At 71.1% G+C, this 15,110-nt stretch carries 12 protein-coding genes; 7 read left to right on the top strand and 5 right to left on the bottom strand.

Annotation, left to right across the window (positions count from 1 at the left end; translation table 11 throughout):
- Positions 1–171 precede the first annotated feature (171 nt).
- Positions 172–1,596 (bottom strand): type I glutamate--ammonia ligase, encoded by a 1,425-nt coding sequence (glnA, locus tag ACIPEQ_RS02740; RefSeq protein ID WP_092387442.1) that lies wholly within the window; start codon positions 1,594–1,596, stop codon positions 172–174.
- Between the two features lie 141 nt (positions 1,597–1,737).
- Between glnA and ACIPEQ_RS02735 the strand changes: the two genes are divergently transcribed.
- A complete protein-coding gene (locus tag ACIPEQ_RS02735; protein WP_058728605.1) occupies positions 1,738–2,208 on the top strand; it encodes an RDD family protein in 471 nt (156 codons plus the stop codon).
- A 350-nt stretch (positions 2,209–2,558) separates the two neighbouring features.
- Here the strand turns inward: ACIPEQ_RS02735 and ACIPEQ_RS02730 are convergent, their stop codons facing one another.
- A complete protein-coding gene (locus ACIPEQ_RS02730; RefSeq protein WP_058728606.1) occupies positions 2,559–3,272 on the bottom strand; it encodes a DUF4191 family protein in 714 nt (237 codons plus the stop codon).
- Between the two features lie 127 nt (positions 3,273–3,399).
- On the opposite strand from ACIPEQ_RS02730, the gene ACIPEQ_RS02725 reads away from it, so the two are divergent.
- Positions 3,400–4,272, top strand: coding sequence for a hypothetical protein (locus ACIPEQ_RS02725; protein ID WP_402713925.1), 873 nt, complete (start codon positions 3,400–3,402; stop codon positions 4,270–4,272).
- Between the two features lie 136 nt (positions 4,273–4,408).
- Here the strand turns inward: ACIPEQ_RS02725 and sucB are convergent, their stop codons facing one another.
- The 3 genes from sucB to ACIPEQ_RS02710 form a co-directional block, all read right to left on the bottom strand.
- Positions 4,409–5,893 (bottom strand): 2-oxoglutarate dehydrogenase, E2 component, dihydrolipoamide succinyltransferase, encoded by a 1,485-nt coding sequence (gene sucB, locus ACIPEQ_RS02720; protein WP_402713924.1) that lies wholly within the window; start codon positions 5,891–5,893, stop codon positions 4,409–4,411.
- A gap of 73 nt (positions 5,894–5,966) precedes the next feature.
- The gene (gene lpdA, locus ACIPEQ_RS02715) at positions 5,967–7,340 is read right to left on the bottom strand and encodes a dihydrolipoyl dehydrogenase (RefSeq protein WP_126890782.1); all 1,374 of its coding nucleotides are present in this window, start codon (positions 7,338–7,340) and stop codon (positions 5,967–5,969) included.
- Positions 7,341–7,493: 153 nt separating this feature from the next.
- Complete coding sequence (locus ACIPEQ_RS02710) at positions 7,494–8,975, bottom strand: leucyl aminopeptidase (protein WP_402713922.1); 1,482 nt, start codon at positions 8,973–8,975, stop codon at positions 7,494–7,496.
- 76 nt (positions 8,976–9,051) lie between these two features.
- Between ACIPEQ_RS02710 and ACIPEQ_RS02705 the strand changes: the two genes are divergently transcribed.
- The 5 genes from ACIPEQ_RS02705 (at position 9,052) to ACIPEQ_RS02685 (ending at position 14,980) form a co-directional block, all read left to right on the top strand.
- A complete protein-coding gene (locus tag ACIPEQ_RS02705; protein WP_209825125.1) occupies positions 9,052–9,984 on the top strand; it encodes a PAC2 family protein in 933 nt (310 codons plus the stop codon).
- A gap of 151 nt (positions 9,985–10,135) precedes the next feature.
- Positions 10,136–11,461 carry a nitrate/nitrite transporter gene (locus ACIPEQ_RS02700; RefSeq protein ID WP_402713919.1) on the top strand — a complete coding sequence of 442 codons (1,326 nt, stop codon included), beginning with the start codon at positions 10,136–10,138 and terminating at the stop codon, positions 11,459–11,461.
- Between the two features lie 192 nt (positions 11,462–11,653).
- Positions 11,654–12,946, top strand: a complete 1,293-nt coding sequence (locus ACIPEQ_RS02695) for an RNA polymerase sigma factor (protein ID WP_402713917.1) — start codon at positions 11,654–11,656, stop codon at positions 12,944–12,946.
- 4 nt (positions 12,947–12,950) lie between these two features.
- The gene (locus tag ACIPEQ_RS02690; protein ID WP_402713916.1) at positions 12,951–14,210 is read left to right on the top strand and encodes a MurT ligase domain-containing protein; all 1,260 of its coding nucleotides are present in this window, start codon (positions 12,951–12,953) and stop codon (positions 14,208–14,210) included.
- Positions 14,207–14,980 (top strand): type 1 glutamine amidotransferase, encoded by a 774-nt coding sequence (locus ACIPEQ_RS02685; protein ID WP_402713914.1) that lies wholly within the window; start codon positions 14,207–14,209, stop codon positions 14,978–14,980. The genes ACIPEQ_RS02690 and ACIPEQ_RS02685 overlap by 4 nt, the downstream gene beginning before the upstream one ends.
- Positions 14,981–15,110: the final 130 nt, after the last annotated feature.

Raw genomic sequence — 15,110 nt, 5'->3', positions numbered from 1 at the left:
CGGACACGGCCGCGCGCCTCCCCGCCGATGACTCCGCGAAGGCGACAGTGCACCGCGAACGGTTCGCCGAACGCTGTCGCTTCAGCGGAGCACTCGCGCTCCCAGCGCGCACCGCGCACGCAGAAGGGCCCCGCACCGGTGTGGTGCGGGGCCCTTCTGTGGTAGCGAGGGTCAGACCCCGAAGTACAGCTCGTACTCGAACGGGTGCGGACGCTGCGCGAGCGGGAGGATCTCGTTCTCACGCTTGTAGTCGATCCACGTCTGGATGAGGTCCTCGGTGAAGACGTTGCCCTTCGTGAGGAACTCGTGGTCCGCCTCGAGCGCGTCGAGCGCCTCGTCGAGGGAGCCCGGCACCTGCGGGATGCCCTTGGCCTCCTCCGGGGGGAGCTCGTAGAGGTCCTTGTCGACCGGCTCGTGCGGCTCGATGCGGTTCTGGATGCCGTCGAGGCCCGCCATCAGCTGCGCGGCGAACGCGAGGTACGGGTTGCCCGAGGCGTCCGGCGCGCGGAACTCGATGCGCTTCGCCTTCGGGTTCGTGCCGGTGATCGGGATGCGGATCGCGGCGGAGCGGTTGCCGGCCGAGTAGACCAGGTTGACCGGAGCCTCGAAGCCCTTGACCAGGCGGTGGTACGAGTTGATCGACGGGTTCGTGAACGCGAGCAGCGCCGGGGCGTGCTTCAGGATGCCGCCGATGTACCAACGAGCGAGGTCGGAGAGGCCGCCGTACCCGTTCTCGTCGTAGAAGAGCGGCTTGCCGTCCGACCAGAGCGACTGGTGGGTGTGCATGCCCGAGCCGTTGTCACCGAAGAGGGGCTTCGGCATGAACGTGGCGACCTTGCCCCACTGGTCGGCCGTGTTCTTGACGATGTACTTGAACTTCAGGATGTCGTCCGCGGCGTGGACCATCGTGTCGAACTTGTAGTTGATCTCCTGCTGGCCGCCGGTGCCCACCTCGTGGTGCGAGCGCTCGAGCTCGAAGCCCGCCTCGATCAGCTTGAGGGTGATGTCGTCGCGCAGGTCCGCCGTCTTGTCGACGGGGGAGACCGGGAAGTAGCCGCCCTTGTACGGGGTCTTGTTCGCGAGGTTGCCGCCCTCTTCCTCGCGGCCGGTGTTCCAGGCGCCCTCTTCGGAGTCGACCGAGTAGAACGACTTGTTCTGCGTGACCGAGTAGCGGACGTCGTCGAAGATGTAGAACTCGGCCTCGGGGGCGAAGAACGCGGTGTCCGCGATGCCCGTCGACGCGAGGTACTTCTCGGCCTTCTTCGCCACCTGGCGCGGGTCGCGGCCGTAGATCTCGCCGTTCCGCGGGTTGTAGATGTCGAAGATCATGATCAGCGTGCGCTCGGCGCGGAACTGGTCGATGTACGCCGTCGTCACGTCCGGGATGAGCTGCATGTCCGACTCGTGGATCGACGCGAAGCCGCGGATCGAGGAGCCGTCGAAGAGCTGTCCGACCGAGAAGAAGTCCTCGTCGACCGTCGACGCCGGGATGTTGAAGTGCTGCTGGACACCGGGCAGGTCCGTGAAGCGGATGTCGAGGAACTTGACGTCCGTGTCCTTGATGAAGGCGAGCACCTCAGAGGAATCGCTGAACATGTGTGTCGATCTCCTGGGGGGTAGGTGATGTCGGAGGTGCCGCGGGTGCACCCTCCGACGAGGCTATTGACACCGGGTTTCCCGGACATGACTGCATTGTTTCGTGCGTGTTACGGGCACGGAGTCGCCTACCCTTGAGGCATGGCCCGCAGCACCACCCCGCCCTCGGCGTCCTCGGCACACCCCGGTGGGGAGCACCCGGACGGCTGGCCGGGCAAGGACCTCGGGCTCCCGGAGGACGGTCCGCGCAGTGTCGGCCGCATCGGTCGCCGCGTGGTCGGACTGCTCATCGACGGCATCCTCGCCGACCTCGTCGCGTACGTCACGGGGGTGTGGTCGCCGCTCGAGGGGTCCGGCGACATCGCGCACACCTGGATCCAGCTCGCGATCTTCGCCGCGCTGCAGGTCCTGTTCATCTGCACGCTCTCCGGGTCCTTCGGGCACGTCTGCGTGGGGCTCCGGGTCGTCCCGATCCGCGGCGGCTACGTCGGGGTGTGGCGACCGATCGTCCGCACGGTGCTGCTCTGCCTGGTCGTCCCGGCGCTCATCATCGACCGCGACAGCCGGGGCGCGCACGACCGCATCGCCGGGACGGTCCTCGTCCGGCGCTGATCCGGCGGGAGGTGCGCGCGGCGGGGAGCGAGCGGCCGGGGCGCGAACGGCGGGGGCGGCGGCGGGCACGGCGGCGTCGCTGCGTGTGAACGACGTGGAACGACACCGTCGACGTCGAACGACAGCGGTGGTGTCGTTCGGCCCGCTGATCGACCGCCAGCGGGGGCAATGCGACAAGACCGTCGTCGTACGACAGCGGCCGTGTCGTTCCGGCAAGCCGTACCAACGCTCGTCGCTTCGGCAACACAACCGTCACCCGCACGGCCGAGCGCTGCGCCGCGAGCCCCGAACGCGGCGACGCCCCCGACCTGGCACGGTCGGGGGCGTCGTCGTGACGTCGTGAGGGACGGTCAGCGCGGCCGTCCGGCACGAGCCCGCATCGGGTCCATGCCCTTCGGGATCGCGGCCGCCGGGCTGTGCGTGAGGGAGTCGAGCCGGTTCGCGACCGCCAGGACCTCGTTGCGGTTCAGCGCCTTCTTGTACTTGTTCATCGCCCGCGGCAGCTTGTGCAGCGTCACGCCGTCCTCGTCGTCGTCGACGTGGACCACGTGCACGGGGACGTTCGGGACGATGCGCTGGACCTTGCGGCGCTCCTCGTCCACTTGACGCTTGAGGTTGCCGCGCTGCCCCTCGGTGATCAGGACGACGCCGGGGGTGCCGACCGCGCGGTAGACGGCGGCCTGCGACCGGCCGTGCACGGCGACGGGCATCTCGCTCGAGCGCCACTGGCGACGCAGGGAGTTCGAGAGCACCGCGCCGACGGCACCGGGCTGGCCGGCGATCTGCGAGTACGCGGCGCGCTCCGCGAGACGACCGAGGACGATGAGGAAGAGCAGCACACCGAGCAGCACACCGGCGACGATCCACAGCGTGATCGCGAGCCAGTTCTGCCCCGGCAGGAGCAGCGCGAGCAGCACGCCCGCCACGACGGGGCCGACGAACGCCAGCAGGAACCACCAGACGGACTTCGGGTCGGCCCGACGGGTCATCGTGAAGACCTGGTACATCTGCTTGAGACGACCCGGCTCCTTCGCCGTCGTTGCTTGGGGAGTGCTGCGTGCCATGCGACCAGGATACGGCCTCGACCATCGCTCGTGGACCGCTGGGCACCAGGCTGTGGGCGAACGGCGCCGTCCACAGACCCTCGTCCCCGGCCTGGAGGCCCGCCCCGCCTCCGCGATGCTCGTCACCATGACGACGACAGCAGACGGCATCCGGTGGTGTGGCTCCCGCGACCCGGTCGCGTTCTCGAGGTGGGTCGCGGACCGCGCCGCCGGCGTCGGTCCGCACCTCGTACCGGTGACCCGCGTCGGCAGGTGCCTGCGCGGGCACCTCGCGGCCGAGGTCCTGCACCCGAGCGCGAGGCCCCTCGAGGACGCCCTCGATGCGCTCGGCGTCCCGACCGAGGGCGTCGCGGTGACCCTCACGGTGCCCCTGCTCGAACTCGCGGCACGGGCACGATCGGGCGCCGTCGAACTGGGCGTCGTGCCCTTCGGAGCCGTGCGCGTCGACGAGGCCGGAGCGATCATCGTGGCCGACGACCCATCCGGGGCAGCACCGGTCTGCACCGACGCAGCGCCACTTGGTCCAGAGCCACAGCAGCCGGTGCCACCGGCCGGTCGTCCGGGATCGCGGTTGCCCCCACTCCCGGCGTCCGTCGACCTCGACGGCGCCGGTCAGCTCGTCACCGCCGCCCGGGCGGTGTGGGACCGCGTGGACGCCCGGTCGGGGGCGCGCCACACCCTCGACCCCGTCCTCGATGCTGCTCGCAGCGGCGACGCCGGGACGATCTCCGAGGCGCTCGACCTCGTCGTCGGTGCCGCCCCGCCCAGGCCCGTGCGGTGGAGCAGACCCGCCTCCGTGTTCCTCGACGAGGAACCCGGCGCCGGCCGACCCGCTCCCATCGACGCCGGGGACGTCGTCGGGACGGTGGCGCAGGTGGTGCGGGACTTCGTGGAGCGAGGAGTCCCGCTCGGTCGCGGGCGACGGGTACCGGTCAGACACGTCGTGGTCGGCACCGTGGTCACCGGCGGGCTCGTGACCGCGATGACGAGCCTGCTCTGACGGAGCCCGGAGGCCCGAACCCGGAGCCCGGAACCCGGAGCCCGGAGACCCGAGCCCCGAGCCCGGACCCGGGACGCCGGACGGCCCCGGTCCCTTGAGGGGACCGGGGCCGTCCGGTGTGGATCGGACCGTCGACTCAGTAGCCGAGGTTCGGGCCGAAGTTGCCCTCCTCGAGGCGGTTCTTCACCGCGACGAGGTACCGCGACGCGTCCGCGCCGTCGATGATCCGGTGGTCGTACGACAGTGCGAGGTAGACGAACGAACGGATCGCGATCGCCTCCTGCCCGTCGACCTTCACGACCGCCGGGCGCTTCGTCACGATGCCCGTGCCGAGGATCGCCGACTGCGGCAGGAACACGACGGGGGTGTCGAACAGCGCGCCACGCGAACCGGTGTTGGTCAGCGTGAACGTGCCGCCGGCGAGCTCGTCGGGCTTGAGCTGGTTGTTGCGGGTGCGCTCGGCGAGGTCCGCGATCGCCTTCGAGAAGTCGGCGAGCGACAGCCCCGACGCGTCCTTGATCACCGGGGTGAGCAGGCCACGCTCGGTGTCGACCGCGATCGAGACGTTCTCGTGGTCCGGGTAGACGATCTCGTCGCCCTCGACCGTGGAGTTGATCTTCGGGTGTGCCTTGAGCGCCTCGGACGCCGCGAGGGCGAAGAACGGCATGAAGCTGAGCTTCGAGCCGGTCTTCTCGAGGAACTCGGCCTTGTTCGCGTCACGGAACTGCGCGACCTTCGTGACGTCGACCTCGACGACGCTGGTGAGCTGTGCGGTCGAGGTCATCGACTGCACGGCACGCTCGGCGACGACCTTGCGGAGGCGCGTCATCTTCTCGCGGGTGCCGCGGAGCGGCGAGGTCTCGGCCACGAACGGACCGGCGGCAGCGGCGGCCGGAGCCGACGAACCGGCGGACGACGCCTTCGCGGCGGCGGCGAGCACGTCCTCCTTGCGGATGCGGCCACCGACCCCGGAGCCGGAGACGGTCGACAGGTCGACGCCCTGCTCGTTGGCGAGCTTGCGCACGAGCGGCGTGACGTAGCCGGAGGCCGAGGCGTCCTGGTTCGGGTTCGGCACCGACGCCGAGGCGGTCGCACCCGAGGCGGCGGGTGCCGGGGCAGCGGCCGGAGCCGGGGCGGCGGCCGGAGCCGGGACCGCTGCCGGCACGGCGGCGGGCGGCGGCACCGGAGCAGCCTGGGGGACCGGGGGAGCGGACGGCGCCTGCGGGGCCGCCGGCTGGGTCTGGCCACCGGGTGCCGGGTCGGCCTGCTGCGGCTCGGGGGCCTTCTGCTCTTCGCCCTGCTCGGTGCTCGGTGCCGTCTCGGGCTCGCTCTGCTCGGCTGCGGCTGCGTCCTGGTCCGCGCCCTGGTCGTCCGAGGAGCCGGAGCCGTCGCCGATCTTGACCAGCGCGGTGCCGACCTCGACGGTCTCGTCCTCCTGGACGAGGATCTCCTCGACGACGCCGGCGATCGGCGACGGGATCTCGGTGTCGACCTTGTCGGTCGAGACCTCGAGCAGCGGCTCGTCGACCTCGACCCGGTCACCGACGTTCTTCAGCCATCGGGTGACCGTGCCCTCGGTGACGCTCTCGCCGAGCGCCGGGAGGTTGACGGATTCGCTCATCGGGTGGGCTCCTGTTCGCGGGTTGCTGTGGTGGTGGTTGTCATTGTCTCGGTGCGCACGGTGGACGTGGTTGTCACAGCGCGTGCAGCGGCTTGCCCGCGAGGTGGAGGAAGGCCTCGCCCAGTGCCTCGTTCTGCGTCGGGTGCGCGTGGACGAGCGGTGCGACGTCCTCCGGGTGCGCCTCCCAGTTCACCGCGAGCTGGGCTTCACCGATGAGCTCACCGACGCGCGCGCCGATCATCGAGACACCGACGACCGGGCCGTCGACGACACGGACGACCTTGACGGCACCCGAGGTCCCGATGATGTGGCTGCGGCCGTTGCCCGCGAGGTTGTACTCGTAGAAGTCGACCTTGTCCTTGCCGTACTCCTCCTCCGCCTTGGCCTGGGAGAGACCGACCGAGGCGACCTCGGGGTCGGAGTAGGTGACCTTCGGGATGTTCGTGTCCGAGATGACGACCGGGTTCAGCCCCGCGATCTCCTCGGCGACGAAGATGCCCTGCTGGAAGCCGCGGTGCGCGAGCTGGAGGCCGGGGACGATGTCGCCGACGGCGTACACGTTCGGCAGGTTGGTGGCCAGGCGCTCGTTCGTGGTGACGAAGCCGCGGTCCATCGCGACGCCGACCTCGTCGAAGCCCATGTTCTGCGTGAGCGGGCCACGGCCGACCGCCACGAGGAGCACGTCGCCCTCGTACGTCTTGCCGTCCTCGAGCGTCACGACGACGCCGTTCTCGTGCTGGTCGACGTGGTCGAACCGGACGCCGAGCGAGAACTCGATGCCGCGCTTGCGGAACGCGCGCTCGAGCTGCTTCGACATCGACTCGTCCTCGGCGGGGATGAGGTGGGGCAGGCCCTCGACGATGGTGACCTCGGCGCCGAAGGACTTCCAGACGCTGGCGAACTCGACGCCGATGACGCCGCCACCGAGGATGACGACCTTGTTCGGCACGTAGTCCATCTTCAGCGCGGTCTCGGACGTGATCACGCGGCCGCCGATCTCGAGGCCCGGCAGGGACTTCGAGTACGAACCGGTGGCGAGCACGACGTTCTTGCCGGTGACGGTCTGGTCGCCGACCTGCACGGTGTTCTGCGAGGTCAGGCGGCCCCAGCCCTCGACGACGGTGATGCCGCGGGCCTTGACGAGCCCCTGCAGGCCCTTGTACTTCGAGTTGATGACACCCTGCTGGTAGTCGATGACCTTCGGCACCTCGACCCCGGCGAACTCGGCGATCACGCCGTACTTCTCCGCGTCGCGGGTGGCGTCGGCGACCTCGGCGGCGTGGAGCAGCGCCTTGGTCGGGATGCAGCCGCGGTGCAGGCAGGTCCCTCCGAGCTTGTCTCCCTCGATGAGCGCGACGCTCATGCCGAGCTCGGCGGCCCGGAGCGCAGCGGCGTAGCCACCACTGCCGCCACCGAGGACCACGACGTCGTAAGTCTGTTCCGTCACCTGGTGCAACTCCCTCGTGCGTGTCGGGATCCCGGTCGGACCCCACTGGACACCGCGGCGGCGGCGTCCGACGGTCGGACCGCATGGTTCCGGTCCCGTCCCGCTGGTTCCGGCGGACGCGCGTCGGTGCGCAGCCCGCCGGTCACCAACCTACTACCTGGACTGGAGCTCTTCTGCGAGCCCGACGAGCGTCCGGACCATGACGCCGGTCGCACCCTTGCCGAGCCAGCCGTACCCGCCGCCCTTGTGCTCCGAGGGGCCGGCGATGTCGAGGTGCGCCCACTCGATGCCCTCGCCGACGAAGCGCTCGAGGAACTTGCCCGCGAGGAGCATGCCGCCGGCCGGGTTGCCGACCGTCGCGTTGACCATGTCGGCGACGTCGCTGGCCAGGCGCGCGTCGAGCTCCTCGGGCAGCGGCATCGGCCAGATCGGCTCGGCCACGGCGTCGGCGACCGCGCGGACACGGGCGACGAGGTCGTCGCTGCCCATCAGGCCGGTCGTCCGGTCCCCGAGGGCGACGACCTGCGCACCGGTGAGCGTGGCGACGTCGACGATCGCGTCGGGCTGCTCGAGCGATGCCGCCGCCATGCCGTCGCCGAGGACGAGTCGCCCCTCGGCGTCGGTGTTCGTGACCTCGACGGTCTTGCCGTTCTTCAGGGTGAGCACGTCGCCGGGGCGCGTCGCGGAACCGGACGGCATGTTCTCGGCGAGGCAGAGCCACGCGGTGACCTTCGTGTCGAGCCCGAGGCGCGCGGCGGCGATCGTCGCGGCGAGCACGGTCGCGGCGCCGGTCATGTCGGTCTTCATGCCGAGCATCGACGCGGCGGGCTTCAGCGAGAGGCCGCCCGAGTCGAAGGTGATGCCCTTGCCGACGAGGGCGAGGTGCTTCGACGCCGACGACGGCTCGTAGCGGACGACGACCAGGCGCGGCGGGCGCTCCGAGCCGCGGCCGACGCCGAGGATGCCACCGAAGCCCTGTTCCTCGAGCTGCTGCTCGTCGAGGACCTCGACGGTGAGCGGGAGGCCCTCCGCCTGTGCGACGGCGACGTCGGCGACGTCCGCCGGGCCGAGGTCACCGGCTGCGGTGTTGACGAGGTCGCGGACCAGGGCCGCTGCGTCGGCGACGATCGCCGGGCGGACGGTGGCGTCGGCGGCGGTGTCGGCCGGCGCGACGACCTCGATGCGCTGGTCGCCCCGGGCCGGAGCGGTCGTGCCGGTGCCCTTGTGGCGGGTGAAGGCGTAGGAGCCGAGTGCCGCGCCCTCGAGCGCGGCGTCGACGAGCTCGGCCGAGTCGGTGGGCAGCGCGAGGGCGATCGACGACACCTGGGGCAGCTGTCGGACGGCGCTGCCGGCGGCGGCGCGGACGGACACGGCGTCGACCGTCGAGCCGAGGCCGACGAGCGCGATGCCGGCCGCGGCGACGCCGGTGCCGGGCAGCCGGACGAGCTGGTCCTTCGCGCCGGTGACGCCGACGGAGCCGAGGTCGAGGTCGGCGAGTGCGTCGAGCGCGCCGGCGGCGCTCGTCGCGATCGCGGGGGCGCCGCCGTCGGTGCCCGCGCGGACGCCGAGCACGAGGACGTCGGCGTCGACGTCGGAGGGGGTCGAGGTGGTGGTGGAGAGCGTCGGTCGGACCATGCGCCAAGCCTAGCCAGCAGGTGTTCGCCGAGAGCGTCGGGTCGCCGCGCGGGGTCGGTCGGGGGTGCCGCCTAGCATGGGGACGGTGAACCACCCCGAGGACCTGTACTCCGCTCCCGACGGCGCGCCGACCGTCCCGGCCGGGCTGCACCTGGTCGCGGGCCTGACCGGCTTCGTCGACGCCGGGTCCGCCGTCGCGCAGGTCGCGACCTCGATCCTCGACGGCCTCGAGCACGAGCTCGTCGCGGAGTTCGACCCCGACGTCCTGCTCGACTGGCGTGCACGTCGGCCGGTCATCACGTTCGAGCACGACCACATCACCGCCGTCGAGCCCCCGCGTCTGGCCCTGCACCTCGTGCGCGACGAGCTCGGGCAGCCGTTCCTCTTCCTCACCGGGTACGAGCCGGACTTCCAGTGGAACCGCTTCGTCGACGCGGTCACGGGCCTCGCCGAGCGGCTGCAGGTGGCGGACACCACCTGGCTGCAGTCCATCCCGATGCCGGTCCCGCACACGCGCCCGATCAGCCTGACGGTGTCCGGTACCCGTGCCGACCTCGTCGAGCAGATGAGCGTCTGGAAGCCGGAGACCCAGGCCCCCGCGAACGTCCTGCACCTGGTCGAGCACCGGCTGACGCAGCTGGGCGAGCAGGTCACCGGGCTCGTCCTGCTCGTCCCGCACTACCTCGGCGACACCGAGTTCCCCGACGCCGCGGTCACCGCGCTCTCCAGCATCTCGGCGGCCACGGGGCTGATCTTCCCGACGGACGCCCTGCGGGAGTCGGACCGCGAGTTCCGGACCCGGGTCGACGAGCAGGTCGCGGGGAACCCCGAGCTCCAGCGCCTGGTCGGCGTGCTCGAGGAACGGCACGACACGTACATGGAGGGCAACCCGGTCGCGTCGCCCCTGACGAACGTCGACGGCGAGGTCCCGACCGCCGACGCGATCGCGGCCGAGCTGGAGCGCTTCCTGGCCGACCGCCGTCCCGACGGCGACGCGCCGACCGACTGACGGCGACCGTCCACCGGCGGCGGCGCGCGGAACGGCCGACGGGGAGCACCCGCACCGCGTCCGGCCTGGAGGCTCGTCCACAGCCCGCACCGCGCCTCCCGTCCTCCACAGCCCGCGTCGGGTGCGGGGCGCGCGTCGGTAGCCTGGTCGGGTGAACTCCCGCCGTGCCTTCCTCGTCTGGGGCGTCGCGGTCCTCGCCTACGTCCTCGCCGTCGTGCAGCGCTCGTCGCTCGGCGTCTCCGGGGTCGACGCGCAGGACCGCTTCGCGGTGTCGGCAGCGGTCCTCTCCACCCTCGCCGTCGTGCAGATCGCCGTCTACGCCGGTCTGCAGATCCCGGTGGGCATCGCGCTCGACCGGGTGGGTCCGCGCAGGCTCGTCCTGCTCGGCGCCGCGCTGCTCGTGGTCGGGCAGGCGGTCGTCGCGTTCTCGCCCACCATCGGCCCGGCCATCGCGGGTCGGGTGCTCGTCGGCGCCGGTGACGCGATGACGTTCATCTCGGTGATCCGTCTCGTCCCGATGTGGTTCAGCGGCCGGATCCTGCCCCAGATCTCGCAGTGGACGGGCAACCTCGGCCAGGTCGGGCAGGTCCTGTCGGCCTTCCCGTTCGCCGTGCTCCTGCACACCGCGGGGTGGACCCCGGCGTTCGGGGTCGCCGCGGCCGCGAGCCTGGTCGGCCTCGTGCTGGCGGTCGTCTTCGTCCGCAACGGCCCGGTGGCGGTACGTACCGACACGATCCCGCTGCCCCTGTCGCACTCGTGGCGCGGCGCCCTCCACACGTTCGGGCACGCGCTGCGCCGCCCGGGCACGCAGCTCGGCTTCTGGTCCCACTACGTCACGCAGTCGTCTGGCACGGTGTTCTCGCTGCTCTGGGGCGTCCCGATGCTGCGCGGTCTCGGGTACAGCCCGTCCGAGGCCGCGGGCTTCCTCACCGTGATCGTCGTCACGGGCTTCGTCGCAGGGCCGGTGCTCGGCGTGCTCTGTGCCCGGTTCCCGCTCCGTCGGTCGAACCTCGTGCTCGGCATCGTCCTCGCGCTCGGCGTGGTGTGGACCGCCGTCCTGCTCTGGCCGGGGCACCCGCCGACGTGGCTGCTCGTCCTGCTCGTGCTCGCGATGGGCGTGGGCGGCCCCGGCTCGCTGATCGGCTTCGACTTCGCCCGCAGCTTCAACCCGGTCGGGTCGCTGGGCTCCGCCAACGGGGTCGTGAACGTCGGCGGCTTCCTGGCCGCCTTCGTGATGATGTTCCTCATCGGGACGCTGCTCGACGTCGTGTCGGGAGCGACGGGTCGGACGGTCTTCGCCTGGGAGAACTTCCGCGTCGCGCTCACCGTGCAGTACGTGGTCGTCGGTTTCGGCGTCGTCATGCTGCTGCTCGCGCGCAGGCGCACCCGGCGAGAGATGCACGCACAGGACGGAATACGGGTGGGACCGCTCTGGGTTGCACTCGTTGCGCGCCTGCGGAAGAAGGCCGTGCAATAATGGAGGACGGACCCGTTCGGGCCCCTCGTCTCCACGTCGCCTCGTCGCGCCGCGGGAACCGGGGGACTTGACATGGGTCCTCATGCTGCCCGGAACGGTAGGACCTGACGACGCGGGAGACCGCGGCCCAGGCCCTGGGCGGCGAGGGAGGCCACGACCCCACGAACGTGGCACGACGAGAGAGGTGATCGCATGGCTGCCCGGAGCACGACGATCGATCCCACGAAGGACACCGAGCCCGAGGCCGTCGCGGCGGACGACGCCGACGCGGCCGAGGGGAAGGCTGCGCCGAAGAAGCGCGCCACCAAGACCACCGCCGCGAAGAAGACCGCAGCGAAGGCCGCACCGAAGAAGACCAGCACGCGCGCCAAGAAGCAGGCCGACGACGAGGACGAGGACGACGAGGTCGTCGAGCCCGCGGAGGACGCCGTCGACACGACCGACGACGTCGAGGAGACCGAGACCGAGGAGAAGGACGCCAAGCCGGACGCCGCAGCAGCGGTCGCCGCGGGCGCGCTCGTCATCTCGCAGTCGGACGACGACGAGGCCCCGGTCTACTCGACGACGATCACCGGTGCCACCGCCGACCCCGTCAAGGACTACCTGAAGCAGATCGGCAAGGTCGCGCTCCTCAACGCCGAGCAGGAGGTCGAGCTCGCGATGCGGATCGAAGCCGGCCTGTTCGCCGAGGACAAGCTGCAGCACTCGACCGGGCTGTCGAAGCCCGAGGAGCGCGAGCTCCGCTGGGTCGCCCGCGACGGCCAGCGCGCGAAGTCGCACCTGCTCGGTGCGAACCTCCGCCTGGTCGTCTCGCTCGCGAAGCGCTACACCGGCCGCGGCATGCAGTTCCTGGACCTCATCCAGGAGGGCAACCTCGGTCTGATCCGTGCGGTCGAGAAGTTCGACTACACGAAGGGCTTCAAGTTCTCGACGTACGCCACCTGGTGGATCCGTCAGGCGATCACCCGCGCCATGGCCGACCAGGCACGCACGATCCGCATCCCGGTGCACATGGTCGAGGTCATCAACAAGCTGGCCCGCGTGCAGCGCCAGATGCTGCAGGACCTCGGTCGCGAGCCCACGCCGGAAGAACTCGCCCGCGAGCTCGACATGACCCCGGAGAAGGTCGTCGAGGTCCAGAAGTACGGCCGCGAGCCGATCTCGCTCCACACCCCGCTGGGCGAGGACGGCGACTCGGAGTTCGGCGACCTGATCGAGGACACCGAGGCGGTCGTGCCGGCCGACGCGGTGGGCTTCACGATGCTGCAGAAGCAGCTCGAGAGCCTGCTCGACTCCCTGTCCGAGCGCGAGGCGGGTGTCATCCGCATGCGCTTCGGCCTCGGTGACGGTCAGCCGAAGACCCTCGACCAGATCGGCGACACGTTCGGCGTGACGCGCGAGCGCATCCGTCAGATCGAGTCGAAGACGATGGCGAAGCTCCGCCACCCGTCCCGGTCGCAGTCGCTCCGCGACTACCTCGAGTAGGCCGATGCGCTTCCTCATCCCGATCCTGGTCGGGCGGATCCTCCGCGCCCTCGCTCGTGCGCGGGGCGGCGGATCCGCCTACCCGGGCTACATCGTCCTGAAGCTCGTGCCGGACTTCCTGCAGCACGTGACGAAGCAGTTCCCGAACGGCGTCGTCTTCGTGCTCGGCTCGAACGGCAAGTCCACGACGACGCACATGATCTCGGACATCGTCCGTGCACACGGCCTCCGCGTCTTCACCAACCCGTCGGGCGCGAACCTGCCGCAGGGCATCGCCTCGGCGCTGCTGTCGGAGGTGTCGCTGACCGGCCGGCTCAAGGCGGACATCGGCATCCTCGAGGTGGACGAGGCCTTCGCGGTCGAGCTCGCCGGCATCCTGTCGCCGTCGACGGTGACGATGCTCAACGTGCAGGTCGACCAGCTCTACCGCTTCTTCGAGACCGAGCGCGTCGCGACGATGATGCTCGACACCGCGGCGCTGTCGACGGCGAACGTCATCACGAACCGCGACGACCAGTTCCTCGACGCGTACGCGGCCCGCTCGGGTCAGCGCGTGCTCCGCTTCGGTGCGAGCGCCGAGGTCGTCGCCGCAGCCCCGAACGGCCTGCAGAACGCCGACGACTTCGACCGGACCGCCGGTGAACCGAACCCGGCGGAGTCCGAGGTCGTGGTGAACACGGGCGACGGTGCGACGATCCGCTTCGACGGCACCGACATCCCCGTCCGCCTGCCGGCGCGCGGTCTGCACTACGCGGTGGACGCCGCTGCGGCGACGGCGACCGCGAGTGCCGCGCTCGGCGCACAGTTCCGCGCGGACGCCGTGACGAAGGCCTTCGGTACGATGAAGCCGGCGTACGGCCGCGGGGAGCGCCTGCCCATCGCCGGCGAGTCCGCCGAGTTCACGATGTTCAAGAACGCAGCCAGCCTGCAGCTCAACCTCGACGCCCTGCCGGACCGCCCGGAGCAGGTCCTCATGGCGATCGACGAGGGCACGCCGGACATCTCGTGGATCTACGACATCGACTTCTCGAAGCTCGACCACGTGGACGTCGTGTCCGGTGACAAGGCGTGGCAGATCGCGATCGCGCTCGAGCACGCCGGTGTCCGCATCGGCCGGGTCGAGCCCGACGTCGAGGCCGCGATCCGGCACATGGAGCAGCTCGGCTCGACGACGTCGGGCACGAAGAACTTCATCGTCAACTACGAGATCATGATGATCGCCCGCAAGGCCCTGGGCCACGGGGACATGGAGAAGACCGCATGACGGCCGAACGGCTGACCATCCTGCACGTCTACCCGCGTCAGATGGGTGTCTCGGGGGACCGCGGCAACGTCGTGGCCCTCACGCGTCGTGCCGAGGCCGCCGGCATCGCGACCGAGGTCGTCGAGTACGCGCCGGGCGACGACCTGCCGACCGCGGCCGACGTCGTCGTCGTGGGCAACGGTCCGCTCAGCGCGATGCGCTCGCTCGGGGCCGACGTCACGCGGATCGGGGCGCCGCTCCGCGACCTCGCCGCCTCGGGTGTGCCCGTCGTGGCGGTCGGCGGGGGCTTCGACCTCGCCACCAACGAGGTCGTCCCCACCGAGGGCTCGCCCGTCGCGGGCTTCGGCGTGTTCGACGCGCGGGCCGTCCGTGGTGCCGAGCGCCGGGTGAACTACTTCGTGCTCGACACGCGCTACCCCCTCCTGCCCGGAGCGTCGACGCGTCTCGCCGGGTTCGAGGACCACGCGACGCGCATCGAGCTCGGCCCGGGCGTGGAGCCCTTCGCGGACGTCGTCTCCGGGGGCGGCAACCAGGCCGGTGCCGCTGTCGAGGGAGCGGTCTCGGGTCCGTCCTTCGGGACGCACACACAGGGGCCGATCCTGCCGCTCAACCCGCAGCTGACCGACGCGGTGCTCGCTGCCGCGACCACGCGACTCGGTCGCGAGTACGCGCCGGACCCGGAGCGGACGGCGACCATCGACCGGTACGCACGCGAGGCGCGCGCCACGGTCGACCGCTACGTCGACAAGGCGTTCAAGCGGATCGCCTGAAGCGACCCAGGAACACGGACGCGACCCACGAACGAACGGGAGGCGCGGGGGCCCCGGGGCCCCCGCCCCCCCGCCGGGGGGGGGGGGGGGGGGAAATAGACACGGGGGGTGGGGGGGGCGCGGGGTGGCC

This window comes from Curtobacterium sp. NPDC087080 (assembly GCF_044745105.1).
Lineage (GTDB): Bacteria > Actinomycetota > Actinomycetes > Actinomycetales > Microbacteriaceae > Curtobacterium.
This window is presented reverse-complemented; position numbering and strand designations above follow the sequence as displayed.